This window comes from Ensifer sp. Root954, assembly GCF_001429005.1.
Lineage (GTDB): Bacteria > Pseudomonadota > Alphaproteobacteria > Rhizobiales > Rhizobiaceae > Ensifer > Ensifer adhaerens.
This window is the reverse complement of record NZ_LMJM01000001.1, coordinates 443290-459987: the sequence shown is the minus strand read 5'-3', so window position 1 is coordinate 459987 and position 16698 is coordinate 443290. Positions and strand designations below refer to the sequence as shown.

The window sequence follows — 16698 nt, the reverse complement described above, 5'->3', positions numbered from 1 at the left end:
CCGCAAAAAGCGAGAATTCGGCTTTCTGCAAACGGCAGATTGCGGCGTCGAAGGGCTGTGGGTTTCTGCAAACGGCTTGTTTTCGGCGACGAACGGCGGTCGACAACCATATGGACTTGAAGGATAAAACCTCGCATGGTGCGAGGACATGAGACGGTTTTGCCTGACGAGGCTGGATATGCCGCAAGCGTTCGGCGGGCGACGCTCTTCCTCGGGCTCCTCTACCAGTTCATGCAGTTCGTCATCAGCAGTACGCTCTGGGCTTTCCTTGGATATGACCCGATTGCGATCGCGCCGATCACCCTGATCCTGATGCTGAACGGGACACTCATGTCCTATGCGATGGCAGTGGCACTCTTTCGCTTCCGGGGCAGGTCCATCCTCTTCAAGCTTCTGCTCGGCTCCGCCCTGGCGCTCGTCGCCGCAGCGATCAATGCCAGCGTCGATCTCCTCAGTCACGGCCTGATCGAGCATGGCGATCCGGGCCCAATCAACTGGACCAATGTCGGCTACACCCTCATCTATTGCATGGCGCTGTTTCACGGATGGGCGTTTCTCTACATCGCCCTTCTCGCCAATTACGAACTGCGCGAGCGGGAACGCCGGCTTGCCGTGACACGGGAGGAAGCGCTGACGGCGCAGATGCGGGCGCTGCGCTACCAGGTCAATCCGCACTTCCTGTTCAACACCTTGAACTCGATTGCCGGGCTGATCGAAGAGGGCGCATCGACGACCGCCCGCCGCATGGTGCTCTCGCTCTCCTCCTTCCTGCGCACGACACTCGAGCTGGATCCGATGCAGGACGTTTGCCTTGCCGACGAGCTGGCCTTGCAGCTCGGCTATCTCAACATCGAGGGCGAACGCTTCTCCGACCGCATGCGGGTCAAGCTCGACATTGCACCGGGCCTGGAGCAGGCGCTGGTCCCGAGCCTCATCCTTCCAGCCATTGATCGAAAATGCGATCAAGCACGGCGTGGGCGGTTCGATCGGCGTGGTCGAGATCGTGATCCGGGCGGCAAGGCAAGGCGAGACGCTGGAGCTTTCCGTCGAAAACGACATGGCGAACGAGCCGCCCCGCCCGGCGAACAAACCTGCCGGGACCGGCACCGGACTGAGGAATGTCGCCGACCGCATCAAGGCCCGGTTCCCCGAGGTCGGAGCCTTCATATCCGGCCTCGTGGCACCGCACCGGTTTCGGGCAGCGATCACCATGCCGCTGCGGCTGGTCTGATCGCCGCTCTCCGGCCAACGACGGCCGGCAAAGGTCGAAAGTCCGGGCCTTTCTGCAAACCGCTCGATTTGGCCGACGAACGGCAATCGACATCGGCGGCCGGTTGAAGGATAAAAATGGCCATGAAACCTGAGGACGACGCAAGATCGGTGGACGAGAGCGCTTACATCGCCAGCGTGCGGCGCGCGACGCTCTGGCTCGGTTTTCTCTACTGGTTCGTGGAATTCCTGATCAGCAGCATTCTTTGGGCGATCCTCGGGATCGACCCGATCATGTCCGCGCCAGGCAAGCTCCTGTTGATGTCCTGCGGCATGGTCTTTTCCTATGGCATCGCCGCTGCGATGTTCGGCGTCCGCCATCAACACATCGCGCTGAAGATCGTCGTCGGCTTTACGACCGCTCTGATGGCTGCGATCGCCAATACCGGCGTCGACTTTCTTCTCTATCTTTTCATCGTGCGTCCCGACCCGATCACGCCGGACTGGACCAGCATCGGCTACACGCTGGTCTACAGCATGGCGACCTTCGTCGGCTGGTCCTTCTTCTTCGTGGCATTGCTCTACAGCTTCGAACTGCGCGAGCGCGAGCGACGCCTGGCGATCACGCGCGAGGAGGCACTCGCCGCACAGATGCGGGCGCTGCGCTACCAGGTCAACCCGCATTTCCTGTTTAACACACTGAACTCCATCACCGGCCTGATCGAGGAGGGGCAGCCCCTTGCCGCGACGCGCATGGTGATGTCGCTGTCCAACTTTCTGCGCACGACGCTGGAGCTTGACCCGCTGCACGACGTGCGGCTTGCCGACGAACTCGCGCTCCAGGCCGGTTACCTGCATATCGAGGGCGAGCGCTATTGCGACCGCATGAGGCTCCGAATGGACATCGACACCGGTCTCGAGGAGGCCTTGGTGCCAAGCCTCATCCTGCAGCCGCTGATCGAAAATGCCGTCAAGCACGGGGTCAGCCGCTCGCCGGATCAGGTGGAAATCGTCATCAGCGCCGCCAAAGTGGGCCATGCGCTGGAAATCTCCGTCGAAAACGACATTGCGGCAACTCCCGAAACCGAGCGGAGACCGGGCACGGGGATCGGCCTCAAGAATGTAGCCGATCGCGTCCAGGCCCGTTTTCCCGGCGTCGGCGCCTGCGTTTCGGGTCTCGTCACGCCCGGTCGTTTCAGAGCTGCAATCACAATGCCGCTGAGGCTTGCATGAATGAAATCCAGACTGTTCCGCTTTCGATCCTCGTCATCGACGACGAGCCGCTGGCGCGGCGGCGCCTTCTGCGCCTGCTCGGCGCCATGCCCGCCGTTGAGGTGGTGGGAACGGCCGGCAACGTGCAGCAGGCCTGCTCCATGGTTGCCGAGCTTTCGCCGGACGCGATCCTGCTCGACATCCAGATGCCGGGCGGCACCGGCTTCGATGTCCTGGAACGGCTGGGCGACCACGCACCCGCAGTCGTTTTCGTGACCGCCTTCGACCACTATGCGCTGCGCGCCTTCGAAGCCGCCGCGGTCGACTATGTCACCAAGCCGATCGAATCCAGCCGCCTGCGCACCGCGATCGAGCGCGCCCGCCTCGCAATCGCGGCACGCACGAGCGCCGAGCGGGTGCTCGAACTCAACGAAACCGTGACGGCGCTGCGCCAGGCGCTGCGCAAGCACGAAACCCAGACCGGCGACCTTTGGATCAAGGCCCGGGGAGAATTCGTGCGGATCGCGCTCGACCGGGTCGTGCGCTTTCAGGCGGAACGCGACTATGTCCGCATTCACGTCGAGGGCCGGTCCTATCTGCACCACGAAAGCCTCGCCTCGCTCGAGCGTCGCCTCGATCCCGCAGAATTCCTCAGGCTGCATCGCAGCTCGATCGTGCGCCGGGACTGTATCGTGGGGCTGAAGCAGGCCCCCTTCGCCGCGCTCATCGCCCTTCTCTCCGACGGCAGCGAGATCCGCGTCGGCCGAACCTACGCCCGACACATCCGCCCGACGACCGGCGAACGCAGCCAGCCGGACTAGCCGCCGCCCACTATCGCAGGACCGCGCGCAGCCGCGGGGCGGCGAAGTCGACGAAGGCCCGGAGCTTCATCGGCACCAGCCCCTGCGGAAGATAGACGAGCTGGACCGGCAGCGCCGGGTGCTCAAAGTCTTCCAGCAGCGGCACGAGCAGGCCGTCCGCCACTTGGCGCGCCACCTGATAGGAAAGCACCCGCGTCAATCCAAGACCGGATATCGCCGCGTCGACGGCGGATTCCGCCGTATTGACGATAAGCCGCGACCGGATCGGCGCGGCCAGCTCGCGCCCGCCGTCGAGGAAACGCCAGACATGGGCGGCCGTAACGTTTTCGAAGGTGATGCAATCGTGATCGGCAAGTTCGCTGGGGTGCCGGAGCACGCCATGCCGCGCGACATAATCGGGGCTTGCATAGACCACCCGGCGCACCGTGCCGATCTTCGTCGCCACGAGATTGCTGTCGGGCAGGTTGCCGATCCTCAGCGCCACGTCGATGTGATCGTCGACGAGATTGGCGAACCGGTCGCCCAAGGCGAGCCGCATATCGACCTCGGGATGGGCCTTGAGGAAATCGACCACGACGGGAAGCACATGCAGGCGTCCGAAGACGATGGGCGCAGAGACCGTCAGATCGCCCTTGATCGTGCTGTATTCGCCGGCTGCCACCCGTTCCGCCTCTTCGACGCGGGCAAGGATCTCCTTGGCAGCCTCGACATAGACGCGGCCGGCCTCTGTCAGCTGGATCCTGCGGTTGGTCCTGGTGATGAGTTGCGCGCCCAGATGCGCTTCAAGCTCGGAAACCTTCCGGCTGATCGTGGCCAACGGCACCTTGAGGTGCCGGGAGGCTGCCGACAGGCTGCCGTTTTCGATGACGGCGATCAGAACCCCCATGGCGTCGAGACGGTCCACTTTTATCCTTCCATAATTCGGAAATCAGACTATCGAAATCGCATTCTACTGCCGAAAATTGGAAAGTCATAGATTGATCTCGAAGGCGGTTCATTCCGAACCGCCGGAGGGCCGTGACGGTTCTCAAGCTCTTCGAGGACATCTCCCATGAAACTCTACCGCCATCCGCTCTCCGGCCACTCGCACAGGGCGCAGCTTTTCCTGTCGCTGCTCGGCGTGCCGCACGAGCTGATCGACGTCGACCTCAAGGCGCGGGCACACAAGGCGCCGGAATTCCTCGCGCTCAATCCCTTCGGTCAGGTTCCGGTGCTCGACGACGAAGGCACGGTCATCGCCGACAGCAACGCCATCCTCGTCTACCTCGCCAAGAAGCTCGGCCGCATCGACTGGCTGCCGGAAGATCCGGCCTCGGCGGCGAAGGTGCAGAAATGGCTCTCGGTTGCCGCCGGTGACATCGCCTTTGGTCCGGCAGCCGCGCGTCTCGTCACGGTCTTCGGCGCCAATCTGGATGCAGAAGGGGCTATCTCCAGGGCCCACCGGGTGCTTGCACAGATCGATGCGGAGCTTGCCGGCCACGACTTCCTCGTGGGCGCAAGGCCGACCATCGCCGACGTCGCCCTCTACAGCTACGTGTCGGCAGCACCGGAAGGCAATGTCGACCTTTCCGACTACGCCCATGTTCGTGCCTGGCTTTCGCGCATCGAGCGCCTGCCCGGCTTCGTCGGCTTTGAGAAGACCGCCGTCGGCCTCGCCGCCTGATCCAAGCTCCCCGGGGCGGCAGCGCTGCCCCGGCCCCCTTCCAACCGGGACACCCGACCATGCCGGACAACGCACAGCAGAAAAAGCCGGATTCGCCGTGGCACGAAGGCGAACTCGCCATCCAGCGCAGCCTCGGCGTCGCCGAGCGCATGGATGCGACCGGGCGCAATTTCGTGCGCAGCTTCATGCCGGAGCAGCACCAGCAATTCTTCCCGATGCTGCCCTTCGCCATGTTCGGGGCCGTCGACGCGAGCGGCGATGTCTGGGCGACGATGCGCGCGGCAGCCCCCGGCTTCATGCAGGCGCCGGACGCCTGGAATCTCGATATACGGTTGCCGCGTGACAGGGATGATCCGGCCGATGCCGGCATGGAGGACGCGCACTCCATCGGCATGCTCGGCATCCAGCTCGAAACCCGGCGCAGGAACCGGTTGAACGGCGCGATCCGGCGCGATGCCGACGACGGCTTCACGCTCCGCGTCCGGCAGAGCTTCGGCAACTGCCCGCAATATATCCAGCTTCGCCAGTTCGCCTTCGTTCGCGACCCGCACCAGCCGGCCTCGGTGCGCCCGGTGCATGGTCGCGTGCTCGACGCCCGCGCCCGGGCCATCATCGCCAAGGCCGACACCTTCTTCGTCGCGTCCTACGTCGATCGCGACAGCGGCGAGCGCCAGGTCGACGTCTCGCATCGCGGCGGCAAGGCGGGTTTCGTACAGATCGGCGAGGACGGCGTGCTGACGATTCCGGACTTCTCCGGAAACCTGTTCTTCAACACGCTCGGCAATTTCATGGTCAACCCGCGCGCAGGACTGCTGTTCGTCGATTTTGCGACCGGCGACATGCTGCAGATGACCGGCAGCGCCGAGGTGATCCTGTCTTCTCTGGAGGTCGCGGCATTTCAGGGCGCCGAACGCCTGTGGCGCTTCCGGCCGGAGAAGGTCATTTATCGCGAGGACGGCCTGCCGCTTCGTTGGGCCTTCGAGGAGGGCGGCTGGTCTCCCAGCCTCAATTCCACCGGCGACTGGGATCAGGCGAAGGTCCGGCTTGACGCCGCGGCCCTTGCCGATGCGTGGCGCCCGTTCCGGATTGCCCGCGTTGAGGACGAGAGCACGACGATCCGCTCGCTCTACCTCGCGCCGGACGATGGCGTCGGGCTCATGGCCCATCAGGCCGGCCAGCACCTGCCGATCCGCATCAACGTCGGAGACGGCGAAAGACCGCTCGTCAGGAGCTATACGCTGTCCTCGGCACCGACGGATGGTCTCTACCGCATCAGCGTCAAGAAGGACGGCGTGGCTTCCCGGCACTTGCACGGACTGAAGCCTGGAGACCGGATCGAGGCGCGGGCGCCTGCCGGCAGCTTCACGATCGATGGAACCGAGCGGCGGCCCGCCGTGCTGATCGGCGCCGGCGTCGGCATCACGCCGATCCTTGCCATGCTCAAGCACATTGTCGCCGAAAGCCGCCGCAAGCGGCGCACGCGCCCGACCTGGATCTTTCAGGCCGCCCGCTCGCCGGAAGAGCGCGCCTTCGATCGGGAGATCGCCGACCTGGTCGCGGAAGGCGAGGGCAATATTCGTCTGGTGCGGGCGCTGAGCCAGCCGGCAACGGCCATCGAAAGCCAGGACTATGACATTGCCGGTCGCATCGACCTCACCCATCTCAAGGCCACCCTGCCCTTCGACGACTACGATTTCTATCTCTGCGGCCCGGCCGCCTTCACCCAGTCGCTCTATGACGGCTTGCGGGCGCTCAACATCGCCGATGCCCGCATCCATGCGGAGGCCTTCGGGCTGTCGTCGCTGACCCGGCGACCGGACGGCGGTTCTGGCCCGGTGATGGTACCGGCGGCGAACGCCCCGGTTCACGTCGTCTTTGCCAAGTCGAGCAAGGAGGCGCGCTGGCAGCCGGGCGAAGGCACGCTGCTTGATCTGGCGGAGGCGCGTGGCCTGAACCCGGAATACGGCTGCCGCAACGGCAGTTGCGGCACCTGTCGGACGCCAGTGCTGGAGGGCAGGGTGACCTACCCCTCGCAGCCCTCCTTCCCGGTCGGCGAAGGCGAAGCGCTGATCTGTTGCGCCGTGCCGGCGGAGAGCGAAACGGGCAAACTGCATCTTTCGCTCTGAGCCCTGGTTCGGCTATGGATGATGCACCACATCATCAGGCAGTCGACCTCGGCCGAGCGGGATGCGCCATGAACGACCAACAGCTACGCGATATCGTGCTCTGGCTTTCAGAACAGGGCCTGAAGGGACTGGACGAGCCGGAGCTGTTTGCCGGCTTCTGCGAGCAATGTCGGGCAGCCGGTCTCGACCTTGCCCGCGCGCTCGGGTTGATCGACACGTTGCATCCCGAATTCGAGGGGCGCGCGTTCCAGTGGAACGACGAAAGCGAGATCACGCCGGAGGTCATCCAATACGGCTCGACGACCACGGGCGAGGCGCTGCTGAACTGGCAGAATTCGATCTTCTACCACATGCTTTGCGACCGAACCGCGGAGCGCCGCATCCGGCTTTCCTCCGACGAGGGCACCACCTACAACATATTGGACAAGCTGAAAGACGAAGGCCACACCGACTGCGTCAGCATGATCCACCACTTCACCGACCAGGGCCGCGTCGGCGAGATGGACTGTTTCTATTCCTATTGGACGACGCGGAACGACGGTGGCTTCAGCGAGGATGACATCGCAGCACTCCGTATCCTGCTGCCAACGCTTGCGCTAGCGGTGAAGGCAGGCTCATGCGTGCGGATCATCAGCACGCTTGCGGACGTCTATCTCGGCGCCGATGCCGGCCAGCGCGTCGTCAAGGGCAGCATTGCCCGCGGTTCGGCCGAACGCATCGAAACGGTCATGTGGTTTTCCGACCTGCGCGGCTATACGCGCATCTCCGACACCGCAGCACCCGACGAGATCATCCCGCTTCTCAACGATTATTCAGGAACCGTGATCACCGCCATTCACGACCATGGCGGCAGCGTGCTGAAGCTGATCGGCGACGGTGTTCTGGCGATCTTCAATGCCGACGATCCGGGGACCGCCTGCGCCAATGCAATCGGCGCCGAACGGCAGCTGCGCCGCATGCTTGCGGAACTCGACACCCGCCGGCAGGCCGAAGGCAAGCCGACCACCGAGGTCTATCTCGGGCTCCATATCGGCGAAGTTTTCTATGGCAATATCGGCAGCCAGACCCGCCTCGATTTCACCGTGGTCGGCCCGGCGGTCAATGAGGTGAGCCGCATTTCCTCGATGTGCCGTTCCGTCGAGAGGCACATGATCATGTCGTCTGATTTCGTCGAAGCCTGCCCGCCGGATGAACGGGTCCACGCAGTCTCGCTCGGCCGCTTTGCGCTGCGCGGCATCGCGAGGGCCAAGGAGCTGTTTACCTGGGATCCGGAATTGCCGATGGCCTGAGACGCAGCGGCTACTGGCTCATCGCGCCTGCAGAAAGACGCGAGAGGTGGCGATGCTGCAGCTCGATCTGCACCTCGTCCTGAAAAACCAGAACCTGATGGCGCACTTCGTCTTCCGAACATCCGCAGGCAAAGAGCTCATCCGCTAGAGCGCGGCAGCGGCGGCGCCAGAATTGCAGCGCTTCGGCACCGTGCAGATCTTCAAGCTCGGCGGCAGCACTGCGAATGGCATGCAATCTCCTGACCACCGGAAACGGAACAATGGTGTTGGTTTCCGTGGCTTCCACTGATTGATTGCTTGCCATCGTCTCGTTTGCCCCCTGGACTTCGTGCGTTGACGCGAACGCACAAAGACGCCCTACGCGTAGTGATATAGAGCAATGGCTCCGCTTCCGGTGTCCCCAACCGAAGGCGATTTGCTCTGCTGATTCCATTTCTACGAAGCCTATGGTTAACGTTTCCTTCCCACCGGTGCCGAAGTGAACCGATTGCGTCTCGCAGGTGCACGAGACATCGGTCGCGTCACGTGGCCGACACGCTTTCACGCTTTTCTGGGTTGGTTTCGATCCAAAAACATGACATTAAAAATCATCTTTCTATCAGCGCCCATGGCGCCCCCGCCCCCAGTGAGTGCACGTGCATGCTGAAGCGTTTCTTCGCGTTCTACCGCCCCTATCGCGGCCTGTTCATTCTCGACTTTTCCTGCGCCGTACTATCAGGCCTGCTTGAACTCGGCTTCCCGATTGCGGTGAAGCTGTTCGTCGACCAGCTCTTGCCGAGCCAGGAATGGACACTGATCCTGCTGTCCTCCGTGGGGCTGCTGATCGTCTACCTGCTCAACACCGGCCTGATGGCAACCGTCACCTATTGGGGCCACATGCTCGGCATCAATATCGAGACGGACATGCGGCGCATGGCCTTCGATCATCTGCAGAAGCTCTCTTTCTCGTTCTTCGACAACCAGAAGACCGGCCATCTCGTCGGCCGCCTCACCAAGGATCTGGAAGAAATCGGCGAGGTCGCGCATCACGGTCCGGAGGATCTGTTCATTGCCGTCATGACCTTCATCGGTGCGCTGATCCTGATGCTGATGGTGCATTGGCAGCTGGCGCTGATTACCGCCGCCGTCGTGCCACTGACCGCCTGGGTAACCAGCCGCTACGGCGGGCGCATGACCCGGAATTTTCGCAATCTCTACGGCCGGATCGGAGACTTCAACGCCCGTATCGAGGAGAATGTCGGTGGCATGCGCGTGGTCCAGGCCTTCGCCAACGAGGCCCATGAGCGCAGCCTGTTCGAGACCGACAACCAGAACTATCGCCGCACCAAGCTTGAGGCCTACCGTATCATGGCGGCCAGCACGTCGCTGAGTTACATGAGCATGCGGCTGACGCAGCTGATCGTGATGATTACCGGCTGCTACTTCGTGTTGACGGGCGAGCTGACCAATGGCGGCTTCGTCAGCTTCCTGCTTCTGGTCGGCGTCTTCTTCCGGCCGGTCGAGAAGATTAATTCGGTGATCGAGACCTATCCGAAGGGCATCGCCGGCTTCAAGCGCTTCCTCGAACTGATGGAGACCGAGCCCGATATCGAGGATCGTCCCGGTGCGACCGACGTCGCTGATCTCAAGGGCGACATCACCTACAGCAACGTCTCCTTCGGCTACAGCGCCGAAAAGCCGATCATCCAGAATATCGACCTCACGATCCGCGCCGGCGAGACGATCGCCTTCGTCGGCCCGTCGGGCGCCGGCAAGACGACGATCTGCTCGCTTCTGCCGCGCTTCTACGAAGTGATGGAAGGCGCAATCACTGTCGACGGCACAGATATCCGCGACATCACCTTGTCGTCGCTGCGCGGCCAGATCGGCATCGTGCAGCAGGATGTCTTCCTCTTTGCCGGCACCATTCGCGACAACATCGCCTATGGCCGGCTCGGAGCAAACGAAGCCGACATCCTGGAAGCGGCGCGGCGCGCCCGGCTCGACGGCATGATCGCGGCCCTGCCCGACGGCATGGACACGGTGATCGGCGAACGCGGCGTCAAGCTTTCCGGCGGACAGAAACAGCGACTGGCGATCGCCCGCATGTTCCTGAAAAACCCGGCGATCCTCATTCTCGACGAGGCCACCTCGGCGCTCGACACGGAAACCGAGAGAGCAATCCAGCAGTCTCTTACCGAGCTTTCCAAGGGGCGCACGACGCTGATCATCGCGCACCGGCTGGCAACGATCCGCGATGCCGACCGCATCGTCGTGGTCGACGGTAGCGGCATTCGCGAACAGGGACCGCATGCAACGCTGCTGGCCGCCAAGGGCGCCTACAGCCGCCTCTATCACGCCCAGGCAGGCGCCGGCTGAGGAGAGCTGTCGGCGCGGCATTGCAAGTGCCGGGAGGGGACGGTACGAACGAAGGCAGACACCGCCCTGCCCTTCGTCGGACCGATTCTTCAGCGCCATGACCACTTCCGAACTTTCCGCTCTCGAACGCGCCCTAAAAGCCCTGCCCCAACACTATCCCGGTCCCGGCGGCGTCGCCGGTGTGGTCCGGGATGGTCAGGTGATCCTCAGCCACAGCTGGGGCTATGCCGACCTGACCGCCCGCAGGCCGATGACGGCGACAACCCGCGTACCGATCTGCTCGATCACCAAGCAGATGACCTGCGCCGTGCTTCTGGACGCCGTCGGCGAACCGGCAAAGCTCGACCGCGCGCTCGACACCTACCTGCCTCTGCTCGAAGGCAAGCGCCCGACCGTGGCCCATCTCTGTCACAACCAGTCGGGGCTGCGCGACTACTGGGCGCTGACCGTGCTGCAAGGCGCCAGGCACGACGGCGTCTTCCGCCGCGAGGACGCACGGTCCCTGCTCTCCTCCGCGCGGTCGACCCATTTCGAGCCGGGCACGCGTTACTCCTATTCGAACGGTAATTTCCGCATTCTCGCCGACCTCATCGAAGCGCATACCGGGCGCTCGATGGCCGAGCTCTATCAGCGTTCCGTGTTCGGCCCGGCCGACATGCAGACCGCTGCCCTCACCGCCGATACGAGCCTGCCCCCCGACGGTATCGTCGGCTACGAGGGCAATGAGACGGCTGGCTATTTCGAGGCGGCCAACAACATCTACTGGGCCGGCGATGCCGGTGTTTCCGCTTCGCTCAACGATATGCTCGCCTGGGAATGCTTCATCGACCGGACGCGGAATGACGAAAACAGTCTCTATCGCCGCCTGTCCGTACCGCAGACCTATGCCGATGGCCGCCCGGCCCATTATGGGTTCGGCCTTGCGCATGAAAAGATCGGCGACGTCGCCATCACCGGCCATGGCGGCGCGCTGCGCGGCTTCCGCAGCCGCAGGCTCTACGCGCCCGCTGAGCGCCTTTCGGTCGTGGTGATGTTCAACCATGAAGCCGACGCCCATGCGGCGGCGACCGCATTGATGAAGGTCGCCCTTGGCCACAGCGATGCAGAGCCCGCGACAGGCAACTGGGATGCCGACGGCACCGGCAGCTATCTGGATCCGGAAACGGGCCTCGCACTCGTTACCAGGCCCGCCGGCAAATCCCGCGTCGCGCTGAACTTCGCCACGGGTGCCGAAACGCTTGCGGTCGGTCCGGATGGCAGCGCGCAGTCAGCGGCCGTTACCCTTCGCGTGGAAGGCGCCTCGCTACACATGGAGCGCCCGCGTGAGAACCTGACGGTTCACGCCGCGCGCATCTCCGGCGCCGCCAAGCCTGATATCGCCGGCCGCTACCATGCGGCAGAACTCGATGCCGATCTCGACATCGTCTCCACCAACGGCGTCTTCTATGGTGGTTTCGACGGATCGCTTGGCAGAGGCGCCATGCACGCCCTGCGGCCGCTCGCCGAAGATGTCTGGCTGCTGCGCTGCAAACGCTCGATGGACGCGCCGGCACCGGGAGACTGGACCGTAGTCGTTTCGCGTGACGCAGAAGGCAAGGTGACGGGGCTGACGATCGGCTGCTGGCTCGCCCGGCGGATCGACTATAGCAAGATCGGCTGATGTCGAGATCGCGTCGCCGGCGATGCTCGCAGGCGGGACCATGCGGCACAAGATGACCATAACCGGAAGACCAGAACGTGAAACAGAAGCGACCGACAGCCGCCCGAGATACCGGCCGCCGCCCCGCGGCCGATACGGGAAAACGCGTGACGGTCGCCCGCGCCCTTTCCAAGCTTGGTTACTGCTCGCGCACGCAGGCCGAGAAACTGGTGCTTGAAGGCCGCGTCAGCATCAACGGGCGCAAGGCAACTGACCTCACCGCATGGGTCGATGTCGACAAGGACCGTCTCGCCGTTGACGGTAAGGCCGTGCTTGCCGAAGAGAAGGTCTACCTGATGCTGAACAAGCCGCGCGGGCTGGTGACGACCAGGCATGACCCGGAGGGCCGGCCGACGGTCTTCGACTGCCTGAAGAACATCGACTCCACCCATCTGTCGCCGGTCGGACGCCTCGACAAGGCGAGCGAGGGCCTTCTGCTGTTCACCAACGACACGGTGCTTGCGCAGCGGCTGCTCGATCCGGAAACCCATGTCGGCAAGGTCTATCACGTGCAACTGACCGGGCAGATCGACGACGCGCAGCTTGCGCAAATGGTCGCCGGCATCGACGAAGGCGGCGAGATGTTGCGGGCCGCCAGGGCCGAACGCCTAAGGGTGGGCGGCCGCAACATGTGGATCGAGGTGGAACTCGAAGAGGGTCGAAACCGCCAGATTCGCCGCATGCTCGATGCGCTCGGCTTCGAAGTGCTGCGGCTGCTGCGGGTTTCGATCGGGACGATCGCTCTCGGTGATTTGCCGAAGGGTGCTGCGCGTAACCTCACCGCCGACGAAATCGCCGATCTGAAGCGGCGCACCGGCCTCTAGGCCCTTCCCGCGGCGCGCAGCCAAACGCGCGATGGGTGGAAATCCACCCACGCGAGCACCGCCATGTTTCCGAATCCACCCAAAGCCGATCCAGGCTCCTGACAAATGCGTCGGATCGTGCGGACAGCCCGTTGTCTGTGCTAAGATTGCGTCCGCAAATGGGGGCATCCAGCACCGGCGTGGGAGGAAACCTTGCCGGCTGGCCATATTTCATCCGGGAGGAAGAAGATGAAAACCCTCAACGCATTGCTCGGCGCCGTTGCCGCCCTTTCCATTTTTGCCGTTTCCGCCAACGCACAGACCTACCCCGAACGTTCGATCACCATGGTCGTGCCCTTCTCCGCCGGTGGCCCGACGGACACGGTTGCGCGCCTGGTTGCTGAATCCATGTCGAAGGACCTCGGCCAGCAGATCATCGTCGAGAACGTCGGCGGCGCCGGCGGTACGCTTGGCGCCGGTCGCGTCGCCCAGGCCGATCCGGACGGCTACACCGTGCTGCTCCATCACATCGGCATGGCAACCAGCGCGACGCTCTACCGCAAACTCGCCTATGACACGCTGAACGCCTTCGAATATGTCGGCCTCGTCACCGAAGTGCCGATGACCATCGTCGCGCGCAAGGACCTCGAGCCGACCGACCTCAAGGGTCTCGTCGAATATGTGAAGGCGAACAAGGACACGGTCACCGTCGCCAATGCCGGCATCGGCGCCGCCTCGCACCTCTGCGGCATGATGTTCATGAGCGCCATCGAAACGCCGCTGACCACCGTTCCCTACAAGGGCACCGGTCCGGCGATGACCGATCTCCTCGGCGGTCAGGTCGACATCATGTGCGACCAGACGACCAACACCACCAAGCAGATTCAGGGCGGCACGATCAAGGCGTACGCCGTCACCTCGCCCGAACGCCTGAAGGTCTTCCCGGACTTGCCGACGACCACCGAAGGTGGTCTGCCGAACCTGCAGGTTGGCATCTGGCACGGCGTCTACGCGCCGAAGGGTACGCCGGCTGAAGTGACCGAACGCCTGTCGAAGTCGCTGCAGGTGGCGCTCAAGGATCCGAACGTGGTTGCCCGCTTCGGCGAACTGGGCACCGAGCCGTCTTCGGACAGCGACGCCACCCCCGCCGCGCTGAAGACCAAGCTCGAAGGCGAGATCGCCCGCTGGAAGCCGGTGATCGAAGCGGCCGGCCAGTACGCCGACTAATCCACCGCTCATCGCGCCGCGCTCTCGAGTCATCTCGGGGTGCGGCGGTTCTGACATGGGCATGTTCCCGACGGTGTCCGGACAGGCGCCGTCAACAGCGGTTGACAGCTGTCAACGCGACGTTGCCCAATGTGCGAACCCGGCGCGAGCCGGCAATGCCAATGCGGGAGGCCGTCGACGCCTCGGCCCGGCTACCCCGCGAAAACAAATGGGGACACGATGAAATCACTCTCCTTCGATAGCACCAATGCGCTCTGCGGCGGGATCCTGACCGCGGTCGGCCTGTTCTTCGCCTGGCAGGCCTTCAACCTAGAGCTCGGCACGGCCTTCCGCATGGGGCCTGGCTATTTCCCCCTCGTGCTCGCGATCATCCTGACGCTCCTCGGCATCGTGATCCTCGTACAGTCCACCCGCGTCCAGGGGGAGCCGATCGGCGCGATTGCGCTGCGTGGCATGCTCTTCATTTTGCCGGCGCCGGTTTTCTTCGGCCTCACGGTCCGCGGCCTCGGCTTCGTCCCGGCACTGTTCTTCACGGCACTCATCGCCTGCTTTGCCTCCGGCCGCATGACGCCGCTCATGGCTTTGGCGCTCTCCGCAGCGCTGACGGCCTTCTCCGTCGCCGTGTTCAGCTATGGTCTCGGCCTGCCCTTCCAGCGCTTCGGCCCCTGGGTCCAATTCTAGGAGACGCGCAATGGATCTTTTCAACAATCTCGCGCTCGGCTTTGTAACCGCCGGTTCCCCCGCCAACCTGCTCTTCTGCCTCATCGGAGTGCTTCTCGGCACCCTGATCGGTGTCCTTCCGGGCATCGGCGCAACCGCGACCATCGCCATGCTGCTGCCGATCACCTTCCAGCTCGAGCCGGTCTCCTCGCTGATCATGCTCGCCGGCATCTATTACGGCGCGCAGTATGGCGGCTCGACCACGGCGATCCTGATCAACATGCCGGGCGAATCGTCGTCAGCCGTCACCGCGATCGACGGATACCAGATGGCCCGCAAGGGTCGGGCCGGCGCCGCCCTGGCGATCGCTGCCCTCGGCTCATTCTTTGCCGGCACCGTCTCGACCTTCCTCGTCGCGGTCTTCGCGCCGCCCTTGACCGAAATCGCCCTGAAGTTCGGCGCTGCCGAGTACTTCTCGTTGATGATCGTCGGCCTCGTCTCCTCGATCGCACTCGCGCACGGGTCGATCGTCAAGGCGCTGGCCATGGTCGCCCTCGGCCTCCTGCTCGGCCTCGTCGGCACGGATATCTATTCCGGCACGCCGCGCTTTACCCTCGGCATCCGGGAATATGCCGACGGCCTGAACTTCGTAGCGCTCGCCGTCGGTGTCTTCGGCATCGCCGAGATCCTGCGCAACCTTGAAAACGAACGCACCCGCGAGGTGCTGATGGCCAAAGTCACCGACCTGATGCCGACCAGGGACGACTTCAAGCGCATGTTCGCGCCGGTCGTGCGCGGCACCATCATCGGTTCGGCGCTCGGCATTCTGCCCGGTGGCGGCGCAATCCTTGCGGCCTTCGCTTCCTACACCGTGGAGAAACGAGTCTCGGACCACCCCGAAGAGTTCGGCCACGGTGCGATTGCCGGCGTCGCCGGTCCGGAAAGCGCCAACAATGCGGGCGCGCAGACCTCGTTCATTCCGCTGCTCACCCTTGGCATTCCCGCCAACCCGGTGATGGCGCTGATGATCGGCGCGATGATCATCCAGGGCATCGTGCCTGGTCCGAACGTCGCAAGCGAACAGCCCGCCCTCTTCTGGGGCATCATCGCCTCGATGTGGATCGGCAATCTGATGCTCGTGGTCCTGAATCTGCCGTTGATCGGGCTCTGGGTGAAGCTGCTCAAGATCCCCTATTACGTGCTCTTCCCGATCATCATGGCGTTCTGCTCGATCGGGGTCTACAGCGTCAACTCCAATGTCTACGACCTCTATGCCGTCGCCTTCTTCGGCCTCGTCGGCTACCTGCTGTTGAAGCTGCGCTGCGAACCCGCTCCGCTGCTGCTCGGCTTCGTGCTCGGACCGCTGCTCGAAGAAAACCTCCGCCGCGCCATGATCCTGTCGCGCGGAGACCCGACGACATTCGTCACTCGACCGATCAGCGCCATCCTGCTTCTGATCGCAGCCCTGGTGCTCGTCGTCGTGTTCCTGCCGAGTGTGAAGGCCAAGCGCCACGAGGTTTTTGTCGAGGAGGATTGATCCCTGCCCGCCAATTTCGCAACAATAACAATATAATTCAATAGGTTAATCGCCGCGCCCCAATCGGAGGCGCGGCGTTCTTCTGGCTGCGGCA

General features: G+C 63.7%; 14 protein-coding genes. 12 read left to right on the top strand and 2 right to left on the bottom strand.

Features of this window, described 5'->3' with window-relative positions:
- Positions 1 to 135: 135 nt before the first annotated feature.
- The 3 genes from ASE71_RS02010 to ASE71_RS02000 are packed head-to-tail and all read left to right on the top strand — an operon-like array spanning position 136 to position 3242.
- Complete coding sequence (locus ASE71_RS02010) at positions 136 to 1338, top strand: sensor histidine kinase (RefSeq protein WP_200949891.1); 1203 nt, start codon at positions 136 to 138, stop codon at positions 1336 to 1338.
- 9 nt (positions 1339 to 1347) lie between these two features.
- Positions 1348 to 2442, top strand: a complete 1095-nt coding sequence (locus ASE71_RS02005) for a sensor histidine kinase (protein WP_200949893.1) — start codon at positions 1348 to 1350, stop codon at positions 2440 to 2442.
- Positions 2439 to 3242 carry a LytR/AlgR family response regulator transcription factor gene (locus ASE71_RS02000; protein ID WP_034787682.1) on the top strand — a complete coding sequence of 268 codons (804 nt, stop codon included), beginning with the start codon at positions 2439 to 2441 and terminating at the stop codon, positions 3240 to 3242. Before ASE71_RS02005 ends, ASE71_RS02000 begins: the two co-directional genes overlap by 4 nt.
- Before the next feature lie 10 nt (positions 3243 to 3252).
- Here ASE71_RS02000 and ASE71_RS01995 read toward each other — a convergent pair whose 3' ends face one another.
- Positions 3253 to 4146 (bottom strand): LysR family transcriptional regulator, encoded by an 894-nt coding sequence (locus tag ASE71_RS01995; protein ID WP_060517752.1) that lies wholly within the window; start codon positions 4144 to 4146, stop codon positions 3253 to 3255.
- Positions 4147 to 4293: 147 nt separating this feature from the next.
- Between ASE71_RS01995 and ASE71_RS01990 the strand changes: the two genes are divergently transcribed.
- The 3 genes from ASE71_RS01990 (at position 4294) to ASE71_RS01980 (ending at position 8320) form a co-directional block, all read left to right on the top strand.
- The gene (locus ASE71_RS01990; RefSeq protein ID WP_034787691.1) at positions 4294 to 4905 is read left to right on the top strand and encodes a glutathione S-transferase family protein; all 612 of its coding nucleotides are present in this window, start codon (positions 4294 to 4296) and stop codon (positions 4903 to 4905) included.
- 59 nt (positions 4906 to 4964) lie between these two features.
- Positions 4965 to 7031: a pyridoxamine 5'-phosphate oxidase family protein gene (locus tag ASE71_RS01985; RefSeq protein ID WP_060517754.1), complete on the top strand. Its 2067-nt coding sequence runs from the start codon at positions 4965 to 4967 to the stop codon at positions 7029 to 7031.
- Positions 7032 to 7099: 68 nt separating this feature from the next.
- On the top strand, positions 7100 to 8320 hold the full coding sequence (locus tag ASE71_RS01980) for an adenylate/guanylate cyclase domain-containing protein (protein WP_060517756.1): 1221 nt from the start codon (positions 7100 to 7102) through the stop codon (positions 8318 to 8320).
- Positions 8321 to 8330: 10 nt separating this feature from the next.
- Here ASE71_RS01980 and ASE71_RS01975 read toward each other — a convergent pair whose 3' ends face one another.
- On the bottom strand, positions 8331 to 8624 hold the full coding sequence (locus ASE71_RS01975; RefSeq protein WP_034787698.1) for a DUF6074 family protein: 294 nt from the start codon (positions 8622 to 8624) through the stop codon (positions 8331 to 8333).
- Between the two features lie 335 nt (positions 8625 to 8959).
- Between ASE71_RS01975 and ASE71_RS01970 the strand changes: the two genes are divergently transcribed.
- The 6 genes from ASE71_RS01970 to ASE71_RS01945 all read left to right on the top strand — a co-directional run bounded on the left by ASE71_RS01970 (position 8960) and on the right by ASE71_RS01945 (position 16604).
- Positions 8960 to 10678, top strand: a complete 1719-nt coding sequence (locus tag ASE71_RS01970) for an ABC transporter ATP-binding protein (RefSeq protein ID WP_060517758.1) — start codon at positions 8960 to 8962, stop codon at positions 10676 to 10678.
- Positions 10679 to 10775: 97 nt separating this feature from the next.
- Positions 10776 to 12338 (top strand): D-aminopeptidase, encoded by a 1563-nt coding sequence (locus ASE71_RS01965; protein WP_060517759.1) that lies wholly within the window; start codon positions 10776 to 10778, stop codon positions 12336 to 12338.
- Positions 12339 to 12415: 77 nt separating this feature from the next.
- A complete protein-coding gene (locus ASE71_RS01960) occupies positions 12416 to 13201 on the top strand; it encodes a pseudouridine synthase (RefSeq protein ID WP_060517761.1) in 786 nt (261 codons plus the stop codon).
- Between the two features lie 228 nt (positions 13202 to 13429).
- On the top strand, positions 13430 to 14407 hold the full coding sequence (locus ASE71_RS01955; RefSeq protein ID WP_060517764.1) for a tripartite tricarboxylate transporter substrate-binding protein: 978 nt from the start codon (positions 13430 to 13432) through the stop codon (positions 14405 to 14407).
- Positions 14408 to 14626: 219 nt separating this feature from the next.
- A complete protein-coding gene (locus ASE71_RS01950) occupies positions 14627 to 15088 on the top strand; it encodes a tripartite tricarboxylate transporter TctB family protein (RefSeq protein WP_034787711.1) in 462 nt (153 codons plus the stop codon).
- A gap of 10 nt (positions 15089 to 15098) precedes the next feature.
- Entirely contained in the window at positions 15099 to 16604 is a 1506-nt protein-coding gene (locus tag ASE71_RS01945) for a tripartite tricarboxylate transporter permease (protein WP_060517766.1), read from the top strand.
- Positions 16605 to 16698 lie beyond the last annotated feature (94 nt).